Source organism: Actinomadura geliboluensis, from assembly GCF_005889745.1.
Classification (GTDB): Bacteria; Actinomycetota; Actinomycetes; order Streptosporangiales; family Streptosporangiaceae; genus Spirillospora; species Spirillospora geliboluensis.
Genome location: NZ_VCKZ01000361.1, coordinates 1 through 9,294 on the forward strand (window position 1 = coordinate 1; position 9,294 = coordinate 9,294).

A 9,294-nucleotide genomic window follows, 5' to 3' on the forward strand; every position below is an offset into this window, starting at 1 on the left:
CCACCGAGCGGGGGCCGGAGAAGGAGGAGAGCCATGCCCACGATCCGGCACACACGGATCTGAGAGAACCAGGCGCCGAGGGTGGTCGAGAAGGCTTCGTAACGCACGGGCTGCGCGGCGGGCTGCTGTCGTGGGACGGCCAGCTGTGCGACGACGCGCGCCTGGTCACCGCGCTCGCCCGGACCGCCGCCGGGCACGGCGCCCGCGTCCTCACCCGGTGCCGCGCCGTCCAGGTGGCGGGCGACGGCGCCCTGGTGCGCGACGAGCTGACCGGGCGGGAGTTCACCGTCCGGGCGCGGGCCGTGCTGAACGCGGCCGGCGTCTGGGCGGGCGGCCTCGTGGACGGGGTGCGGCTGCGCCCGTCGCGGGGCACCCACCTGGTGCTGCGGGCGGCGGCGCTGCGCGGCCTGTCCGCCGGGATGCACGTGCCGATCCCCGGCGGCGGTTCCCGCTTCCTGCTGGTGCTGCCGCAGGGCGACGGCCGCGTCTACGTGGGCCTCACCGACGAGCCCGCCGACGGGCCGATCCCCGACGTGCCGGAGCCCACCGAGGGCGAGATCGGGTTCCTGCTCGACGTGCTGGCCTCCGCGCTGGACGTCCCCGTCCGGCGCTCGGACGTCCTCGGCGCCTTCGCCGGGCTGCGCCCGCTGCTCGACGTCGGGCACGGCGGCGACACGGCCGACATCTCCCGCCGCCACGCGGTGCTGACCTCGCGGGACGGCGTCGTCACGGTCGTCGGCGGCAAGCTCACCACCTACCGGCGGATGGCGCAGGACGCCGTCGACGCGGCGGTGCGCGCCCGCGGCCTCACCGCCGGGCCGAGCCGCACGTCCCGGCTGCCGCTGGTCGGCGCCGCCCCGCGCGCCCGGCTGGACGCGCTGGACGCGCCGTCCCGCCTCGTCCAGCGCTACGGGACGGAGGCGCCGATGCTGGCCGCGCTGGGCGGGGACGACCCCGCGCTGCTGGAGCCGGTCGCGCCGGGCCTGCCGGTGACCGGGGCGGAGCTGGTCTGGGCCGTCCGGCACGAGGGCGCGCTGGACGCCGGCGACCTGCTGGACCGCCGCACGCGGATCGGGCTCGTCGCCGCCGACCGGGAGGCCGCGCTGCCCGCCGCCGAGGCGCTGCTCCCCCGGGCCGCGCTGCGCTGAGGGAAGGGGAGACTGAGACCTCCGTCACCCCTCCCGCCGCACCCCTCCAGGTTTGGCCGCGACCCGTTAGGTTACCCTTACCTAATCCATTGAAGATCGGCCGGGGGGACGAGTGACGCGGGGGAACGGCTGCGGGCACTGCCCGGGGAGCCACACGGGCGAGCGCCCGTGCCTGGCGAGCGCGACCGTGAAGGCGCGCGCCTGGCTGCTCATCGAGCACCCCGGTCCGTGGCCCGAGAACGTCACCGACCTGCCCGGCGGCGACCCGGTGGGCGAGGCCGTGCGCGCCGCGAAGAAGGCGGGCGTCCGGCCGCAGCTGATCCGGCGGCCGGGGCGCCGCCGCGCCACCCCGCCGGTCCAGGTCTACGCCGCGTTCTCGCGCGGCGCCGAGGTCTGGATGGAGGGCCGCGAGCTGGCCGATCCGGCGGAGCTGGCGGAGCTCGACCTGGCCGCGCTCGCCGCCGGCCGGTCGCCGGGGCTCGGCCCGCGGGTGACGGAGCCGGTGCTGCTGGCGTGCACGCACGGGCGGCACAACGCCTGCTGCGCACGCACGGGGGCGCCGCTGGCCCGGGCCCTCGCCGGGCGTTTCGACCGCCGCGTATGGGAAACCACCCATGTCGGCGGCGACCGATTTGCGGCGAATTTGGTGTGTCTTCCCCACGGGCTCTACTACGGCGACCTCGGCGAGACCGAGGCCGTGGCGGCGGTGGACGCCTACCTGCGCGGCGAGGTCGTCCTCGACCGGCTGCGCGGGCGGGCCGGGACGCCCGAGCCGGCGCAGGCGGCGGAGCACTTCGTCCGCGCCCGGACCGGCGTCCTCGGGGTGGACGAGGTGACCGTGGAGTCGCTGACCGGAACATCTCGGTACGAAGCGGTCGTTACTGCTCGGGAGAGCCGTTACCGGGTGACCCTGGAGGCCGTCCAGCAGTCCGACCCCTGCGGCCCGGACTGCGGCGAGAACTTGCGAACCTATGTTGTTAGGGAACTCACCCTTCTCAACGAGGCGGCCCTCGTGTAATCTCTCTGAGGCCCCATTCGAGGGCCTCCGTGTCGCACGTCCCCAGGATTCCGGAGTAACCGGACGGGGAACAGAGCGGCAACTCCAGACGTTGGAACATTCGGCGCTTCTGACTCATGTCACCTGAAGCACGTCGAGCGTCCATGTCCCGTTTTTTGTTCGAAACCAATCAAGGTGGGTGTTCCATGGCTCAGGTACGTCGGCAGGCAAACCTCCCTCGTCCCAGCTGGGGCTGGCAGGACGCCGCGGCGTGCCGGGGGGAAGACCTCGTCCTCTTCTTCGGTCCCGACGGCGAGCGCCAGCCCGAGCGCGAGATTCGCGAGCGCAAGGCCAAGCAGATCTGCATGGGCTGCCCCGTCCGCACGGAGTGCCTGGACTACGCGGTGTCCCGGCCCGAGAAGTACGGCACGTGGGGCGGTCTCAACGAGGACGAGCGCGCGTCCGAGCGCCGTCGCCGGATGCGCCGCGCCAACGCCGCCTGACCGAGCGAGCGGGCAGGCTCGGAAACGCTCCCGACGCGATCCCCGGCATGCCACCTGAAAACGTCACGGCCCCGCCCCGCGGGGCCGTTTGCGTTGCCGGGGGTCTCGCCCCTCCGACCGGGTCGGGCCCGGTCGTCACATCTGCATCACAGATGGGTTACATCGTTCCACGACATTCCATCCGGGATGCTTTTACCGCAAACGACTCCGCGATGTGACCCATTCACCGAAATTCGGCGGCCGCCATTCCGGGCGCCGGCGCGGGCCGGCTCCCGGCGGCCCGCCGCCTCACCCGCCGTCCGGTCCGCCGGGGCCCCGCGCGCCGGACGCGGCCCGCTCCAGCCAGGCCGTCACGTCGGCGTCGGTCAGCTGCTCGAAGTCGCGGTACCACTGGCCCACGGCGCGGAAGTCCCACGGCGCCGCCGGGACGACGATGTCGTCCACCTCGGCCTCCAGCCCGTGGACGGTCTCCGCGGCGCCCACCGGCACCGCGAGCACCAGGCGGGACGGCCCGCGCTCGCGCATGGCCCGCACCGCGGCGCGGGCGGTGCCGCCGGTGGCCAGCCCGTCGTCCACCACGATCACCGGGCGCCCGGCGGCCTCCGGCAGCGGCCGGCCGCCCCGGTAGGCCGCGACGCGGCGGTCCAGCTCGGCGCGCTCGGCCGCCACCGTGCCCGCGAGGTCGTCCTCGCGCAGGCCGAGCCGGGCCAGCAGCTCGCCGTCGAACACCGGGGCGCCGCCCTCGGCGATCGCCCCGACGCCGAGCTCCGGCTGCGGCGGATAACCGATCTTGCGGGTCACCAGGACGTCGAGCCGGGACCCGAGCCGCCGCGCGACCTCGTACCCGACGGGGACGCCGCCGCGCGGCAGCGCGAGGACGGCCGCCCCCTCCAGGCCCAGGGAGACGAGGCGCTCGGCGAGCACGCGGCCCGCCTCGGCGCGGTCGGTGTAGGGGAGCCGGACGGTCTCCGCCCGCTGGAAGTCCCCTCGTGCGGATCTGTTCCAGGACATGGGGACCACCCCCTTCCGGGGTGTCCCCTACCCACTCACGGAGCCGTGAGGCGCTCGCTCAGGATCCGGCGAGCCACCGCAGGGGGTTGTCGCGCAGGATCGTGTCCAGCGTCGCCTCGTCGGCTCCGGCGGCGCGCAGCGCGGGCAGGAAGGTCTCGAAGAGGTAGCCGAAGCCGGCGCCGCCGTAGCGGCCGATCTGCTCCATCCGGGAGACGCCGGTGCTCAGCAGCACCCGGTCGGCGTGCCCGGCCTCCAGCAGGTCCAGCACGAGCCGGACGCGGGCGCCGATGGCGTCCGGGTCGTCGCCCGCGAGGCCGAGCGTGCCGAACGAGACGTAGCCGCCCATCTCGGCGATCTTGCGGTGCTGGCCGGGGTCGTCCACCCGGTCCTGCTGGCCGACGGCGACCCGGTCCGGGGACAGTCCGGCGGAGGTGAGGATCTCCATCTGGGCGAGCCCAGACCGGCCGTAGGTCGCGACGGACAGGCCGGAGTAGCGGGCCGCCCGCGCGGCGGCGCGCAGGCACAGCTCCTCGGTCTCGGTCGGCGACTCGCCCCAGGTGCCGATCTCGCCGATGACGCCGGGCAGGCAATTGGTGCCGTCCATGCCGAAGCCGACCTCGGCGAGCAGCCGCTCCGCGAGCCGCTCGACGCCGGTCGGGCCGTCCGGGCCGGTCTCGGCGGCCAGCGTCTCCCGGACGAACGCCGGGTGGAACGGCTCGGTGAACACGCCGGTCCCGGCGACCACGGCGACCCGGGCGCCGGCGCTGATCCGGGCGAGCGCGGCGGCGTTGCGGCCCATGCCCGAGCACGTGAGGTCGACCACGAGGCCGAGCCCGTGCTCCTTGCGCAGCGCGGACAGCTCCCGCTGGACGGGCTTCTCCTCGTCCAGCCACCGGCCGGGGTCGGACTCGACCAGCTGGGGGCGCGCGGGCCAGCGCAGGTCCATCTGGAGGTGCTCGTGAGCGAGCACCGGCCCGGTGATCTCGGACGTCGCGATCGTGCCGGTCACGGTCCGCAGCCGGCGGGTCTCCTCACGAGGGGTCATGCCACGCGAGGTTACGACATGTTTAACCTATTCAGAGCCCTGTTCGGGGTTGTTTTTACCCGCGGCCCCCTGGTCGCGGGGCTCCTCCTCGGCCTGCGCCTCCCGCACGGCGCGCGCCCGCGCGGTGTCGCCGCTCGGCCAGAGCCGGTCGATCTCGGCGTTCAGCGCGGCCCCGATCAGCACCGCGAGCGCCGCCACGTACAGCCACGCGAGCACCGCGATCGCGGCGGCGAGCGACCCGTACACCGACACCCCGCGCAGCGATCCGGCCAGGTAGATCCGCAGGCCCGCGCTGCCGACGATCCAGATCAGCAGCGCCAGCACGGCGCCGGGCACCTCGCGCCACCAGGCCGTCCGCACCGGGACGCTCATGTGGTAGAGCAGCGCGAGGAACAGGATCGACAGGATCACCACCACCGGCCAGTACAGCAGCTGCACCGCCGGCGCGCTCTCCGGCAGCGCCTGCCGCACCAGCGCCGGCCCGGCCACCAGCATCGGGATGACGATCAGCATGACCAGCAGCCCGATGAGGTAGAGCACGAACGCGCGCGTCCGGGTGCGGATCACGCCGCGGACGCCGGACAGCCCGTAGGAGATGGTGATCGTGTCGACGTAGACGTTCGTCGCCCGCGACCCCGCCCAGAGCGAGATCAGGTAGCTGACGGACACGATGTCGGGGCTGCCGCCCCGGATCACCTCGTCGATCAGCGGGACGACGACCGAGTCGACCGCCGGGCCCGTGAGCGAGGTCTGCGCCTGCTCGATCACCCAGGTGCGGATCTCGGTCACGGTGTCGGGGCCGAGCAGGCCGCGCAGGTGGCCCATCGTGCCGATCAGCCCGATCACGAGGGGCGGCAGCGACAGCAGCGCGAAGAACGCGGCCTCGGCGGCGAGCCCGGTCACCCGGTACCGGAACGCGCCGACCGCGGTGCCCTTGACGAGGATCCAGCAGACGCGGGCGGCGGTGCGCAGGGCCGCCCGGGCGGTCACGAGCGGGTGCGGGCGCGTCCGGGGCCCGGGGCCGCGCGGGTCCCGCTCGGAGTCGGAGTCCCCGGCCGAGGGGACGCCCTCGGCGTCGGAGACGGTCGTCACACCGCCCCACCGTAGAGCGTCGCGCGCCCGGAACATGCCGCCTCGCCCATTTCCGTGGTCGGCCACGTGCTTCCCCGGCCCGTGCGTCGCGTGGCGATCGCCTCCCCCGTCCGATCGTCTCCCCACCGGCCCGCCGCCCCGTACATGTCCTTGCCCATACCCGGTTGGACGGAGCGGAACGTCGTCCGGACCATGATCGTCCCGGTCCGGCCACGGGCGGGCGCATCCGCCCGTACCCGGGCGTGTCAGACCGCCGCCCGGAACCGCGCCCGGAACCGCGCTCGGAACCACGCCCCGGGGGCCGCGCACCGGAGCCGGGGCGCCGAGCACCGGGATCCATCGGTGACAATGGAGGCGTGATCTGCCAGTCCTGCCGCGAGCGCCGCCACGAGGAATGCCGTGGCGGCTCCTGGTGCGACTGCCAGCACCGGCCCCCGCCCGCGACGCCGGAGCGCGACGGCGCGCCCGGCGGCCGCCCGGCCGGCGACGACGCCGAGCCCCGGGTGAACTGGCGGAGGCAGGGATGACCGCCCCCATGACACATCTCACGTGTCCGTATATCGGACGAGGCTGGACAGGCCGCGAGACGTCATGTCAGAGTCTGAGCATGACTGCTGCGGACCCCCTGCTGGCGAAGCGCCGGCACGTGGACTTCCTGCGCGTCCGCAGCGCGATCTGTCGGTGACGCCCCGACCACGCCCCCCTGCTCAGCGGGCGCGTGGTGCATCGGCGTCACCTTTGACCTGATCCTGCTCAGCGTTGAGCCGGCCGTCTGATGCTGCCGGTGCGCTACGCGTCCCTCACGACCACAGATGAGGACGCGCGCCGTGCCACCCGCGATCAAGCGCAAGAAGGGCGAGGGCCAGTGGGCCCTCGGCTACCGCGAACCGCTCAACTCCACCGAGGAGAACAAGAAGAACGACGACGGGCTGAACGTCCGCCGCCGCATCATCGACGTCTACTCCAAGAACGGCTTCGACTCGATCGACCCGTCCGACCTGCGCGGCCGGTTCCGCTGGATGGGCCTCTACACGCAGCGCAGGCCCGGCATCGACGGCGGCCGCACCGGCGCGCTGGAGGACGAGGAGCTCGAGGACCGCTACTTCATGATGCGGATCCGCATCGACGGCGGCCAGCTGAGCGGTCCGCAGCTGCGGACCATCGCCGACATCTCCCGCAACTACGCGCGCGGCACCGCCGACATCACGAACCGGCACAACATCCAGCTGCACTGGGTCGGCATCGAGGACGTCCCCGCCATCTGGGACGCGCTCGCCGCCGTCGGGCTGCACACCACCGAGGCGTGCGGCGACGTGCCGCGCACGATCATCGGCTGTCCGCTGGCCGGGATCGCCGCCGACGAGGTGATCGACGCGACCCCGCAGCTGCGCGAGATCCACGACCGCTACATCGGCTCGCCGGAGTTCTCCAACCTGCCGCGCAAGTACAAGACGGCGCTGTCGGGCTGCACCTCGCACTGCACCGTCCACGAGATCAACGACATCGCCTTCGTCGGCGTGGTGAACGACGCCGGGGAGACCGGCTACGCGCTGTACGTCGGCGGCGGGCTGTCCACCAACCCGATGTTCTCCCAGAGCCTCGGCGTGTTCGTGAAGCCCGAGCAGGCCCACGAGGTGTGGCACGGCGTCACCTCGATCTTCCGCGACTACGGCTACCGGCGGCTGCGCAGCCGCGCCCGGCTGAAGTTCCTGATGAAGGACTGGGGCGCCGAGAAGTTCCGCGAGGTGCTGGAGAAGGAGTACCTCGGGTACGCGCTGCCGGACGGCCCCGAGCCCGCCGCCCCGGACGTCCACCGCGACCACCTGGGCGTCCACCCGCAGAAGGGCGGGAACTTCTACGTCGGGTTCGCGCCCCGCGTGGGCCGCCTGAACGGGGAGCTGCTCGGCGTCATCGGCGACCTGGCCGACCGCTACGGCTCGGGCCGGGTCCGCACGACGCTGGAACAGAAGATGATCATCCTGGACGTGCCGGAGGAGAACACCGAGGCGCTGGTCGAGGCGCTCGCCGAGCACGACCTGCACGCGCGGCCGTCCACGTTCCGGCGGCACATGATGGCCTGCACCGGCATCGAGTACTGCAAGCTCGCGATCGTCGACACCAAGCAGCGCGCCATGGACCTGATGGACGAGCTGGAGAAGCGGCTCCCCGACTTCGAGCAGCCGCTGACCATCAACATCAACGGCTGCCCGAACTCCTGCGCCCGCGTCCAGGTCGCCGACATCGGCCTCAAGGGCCAGCTCGTCGTGGACGAGAACGGCGACCAGGTCGAGGGCTTCCAGGTCCACCTGGGCGGGCGGCTCGGCGCCTCGTTCGGCAAGAAGGTCCGCGGGCTGAAGACCACCTCGGCCGGGCTGACCGACTACGTCGAGCGGGTCGTCCGCAAGTTCGACGCGCAGCGCGCCGACGGCGAGACGTTCGCCGACTGGGTGCACCGCGCCGACGACGCCGACCTCAAGTAGCGGGGCGGAGCACCGATGAGCGAGCGCATGGCGCCGTTCTACTGCCCGTACTGCGGCGAGGAGAACCTGGAACCGCGCGAGGAGCACGGTTCCTGGTTCTGCCCCGACTGCCTCCGTTCCTTCACGTTGAAGTTCCTCGGTGTCGGAGTCCCCGGCACCGCGAGCAAGGAGATCCCTCGGTGACCCTCCTGGAGACCGACAGACCTACCCTTGACCTCGAGGACATCGTCGAATCCGCCGCCGCGGCGCTGGCGGGCGCGCCCACGCTGGAGGTCATCCGGTGGGCCGCCGCCACGTTCGGCGACCGCATCTGCCTCACCTCGTCCATGTCGGACGCGGCGCTGATCCACCTGGTGTCGAAGGTGAAGCCCGGCATCGACGTGCTGTTCGTCGACACCGGCTACCACTTCGCCGAGACGATCGGCACCCGGGACGCGGTCGAGGCCGTCTACCCGGTGAACGTCATCAACGTCACCCCGTCCCGGACGGTCGAGGAGCAGGAGGCCGCGCTCGGCCCCCGGCTGTTCGGCCGCAACCCGGACCTGTGCTGCCACCTGCGCAAGGTGGAGCCGCTCGGCCGCGCGCTGGAGGGCTACATGGCCTGGTTCAGCGGCATCCGGCGGGACGAGACCGCGAGCCGCCGCGACCGGAGGGTCGTCGAGTGGGACCGCAAGCGCGGCATGGTCAAGGTCAACCCGATCCTGGACTGGTCCCAGGAGGACATGGACAACTACATCGCCGACAACGGGGTGCTGGTCAACCCGCTGCACTACGACGGCTACCCCTCGATCGGCTGCGCGCCGTGCACCCGGCCGGTCGCGCCCGGCGAGGACCCGCGCAGCGGCCGGTGGGCCGGGATGGGCAAGACCGAGTGCGGCATCCACCTGTGAGCGCTCCCCCGATGGTCGCGGTCGCGCACGGGAGCAGGGACCCCCGCGCCGCCGCGACCGTCGCCGCGCTGCTCGACGCCGTCCGGACGCGCCGCCCGGACGTCCCCGCGCACGCCGCGTTCCTGGAC

General features: G+C 73.3%; 10 protein-coding genes. 7 read left to right on the forward strand and 3 right to left on the reverse strand.

Annotated elements, in window-relative coordinates; all coding sequences use genetic code 11:
- The 3 genes from ETD96_RS34615 to ETD96_RS34625 form a co-directional block, all read left to right on the forward strand.
- Positions 1-1,148 (forward strand): glycerol-3-phosphate dehydrogenase/oxidase (locus ETD96_RS34615; protein ID WP_138640694.1); only part of this gene is annotated, 1,148 nt, incomplete at its 5' end.
- A gap of 112 nt (positions 1,149-1,260) precedes the next feature.
- Entirely contained in the window at positions 1,261-2,166 is a 906-nt protein-coding gene (locus tag ETD96_RS34620) for a sucrase ferredoxin (RefSeq protein ID WP_138640695.1), read from the forward strand.
- A 185-nt stretch (positions 2,167-2,351) separates the two neighbouring features.
- On the forward strand, positions 2,352-2,648 hold the full coding sequence (locus ETD96_RS34625) for a WhiB family transcriptional regulator (RefSeq protein ID WP_021600082.1): 297 nt from the start codon (positions 2,352-2,354) through the stop codon (positions 2,646-2,648).
- Positions 2,649-2,936: 288 nt separating this feature from the next.
- Here ETD96_RS34625 and ETD96_RS34630 read toward each other — a convergent pair whose 3' ends face one another.
- From ETD96_RS34630 to ETD96_RS34640, 3 genes are read right to left on the reverse strand one after another with little or no spacing between them, the layout of a single operon-like run.
- Positions 2,937-3,659 (reverse strand): phosphoribosyltransferase, encoded by a 723-nt coding sequence (locus ETD96_RS34630; RefSeq protein WP_138640696.1) that lies wholly within the window; start codon positions 3,657-3,659, stop codon positions 2,937-2,939.
- A gap of 58 nt (positions 3,660-3,717) precedes the next feature.
- Positions 3,718-4,704 (reverse strand): phosphotriesterase family protein, encoded by a 987-nt coding sequence (locus ETD96_RS34635; protein WP_138640697.1) that lies wholly within the window; start codon positions 4,702-4,704, stop codon positions 3,718-3,720.
- A gap of 27 nt (positions 4,705-4,731) precedes the next feature.
- Positions 4,732-5,796, reverse strand: coding sequence for a YihY/virulence factor BrkB family protein (locus ETD96_RS34640; RefSeq protein WP_240808447.1), 1,065 nt, complete (start codon positions 5,794-5,796; stop codon positions 4,732-4,734).
- Between the two features lie 356 nt (positions 5,797-6,152).
- Here ETD96_RS34640 and ETD96_RS45265 point away from each other — a divergent pair, with 356 nt between their 5' ends.
- The 4 genes from ETD96_RS45265 to ETD96_RS34655 all read left to right on the forward strand — a co-directional run bounded on the left by ETD96_RS45265 (position 6,153) and on the right by ETD96_RS34655 (position 9,166).
- The gene (locus ETD96_RS45265) at positions 6,153-6,323 is read left to right on the forward strand and encodes a hypothetical protein (protein WP_171069373.1); all 171 of its coding nucleotides are present in this window, start codon (positions 6,153-6,155) and stop codon (positions 6,321-6,323) included.
- Between the two features lie 285 nt (positions 6,324-6,608).
- Positions 6,609-8,276: a nitrite/sulfite reductase gene (locus ETD96_RS34645; protein ID WP_171069374.1), complete on the forward strand. Its 1,668-nt coding sequence runs from the start codon at positions 6,609-6,611 to the stop codon at positions 8,274-8,276.
- Positions 8,277-8,291: 15 nt separating this feature from the next.
- Positions 8,292-8,459, forward strand: a complete 168-nt coding sequence (locus tag ETD96_RS34650; RefSeq protein WP_138640700.1) for an Insertion element protein — start codon at positions 8,292-8,294, stop codon at positions 8,457-8,459.
- The gene (locus ETD96_RS34655) at positions 8,456-9,166 is read left to right on the forward strand and encodes a phosphoadenylyl-sulfate reductase (RefSeq protein ID WP_138640701.1); all 711 of its coding nucleotides are present in this window, start codon (positions 8,456-8,458) and stop codon (positions 9,164-9,166) included. Before ETD96_RS34650 ends, ETD96_RS34655 begins: the two co-directional genes overlap by 4 nt.
- The last annotated feature ends 128 nt before the right edge of the window (positions 9,167-9,294 follow it).

Bases quoted from the DNA above. Each gene is read 5' to 3' on its own strand.
- ETD96_RS34635 (WP_138640697.1), bottom strand. From the start codon at position 4,704: ATGACCCCTCGTGAGGAGACCCGCCGGCTGCGGACCGTGACCGGCACG.
- ETD96_RS34625 (WP_021600082.1), top strand. From the start codon at position 2,352: ATGGCTCAGGTACGTCGGCAGGCAAACCTCCCTCGTCCCAGCTGGGGC.
- ETD96_RS34630 (WP_138640696.1), bottom strand. From the start codon at position 3,659: ATGTCCTGGAACAGATCCGCACGAGGGGACTTCCAGCGGGCGGAGACC.
- ETD96_RS34645 (WP_171069374.1), top strand. From the start codon at position 6,609: ATGAGGACGCGCGCCGTGCCACCCGCGATCAAGCGCAAGAAGGGCGAG.
- ETD96_RS34650 (WP_138640700.1), top strand. From the start codon at position 8,292: ATGAGCGAGCGCATGGCGCCGTTCTACTGCCCGTACTGCGGCGAGGAG.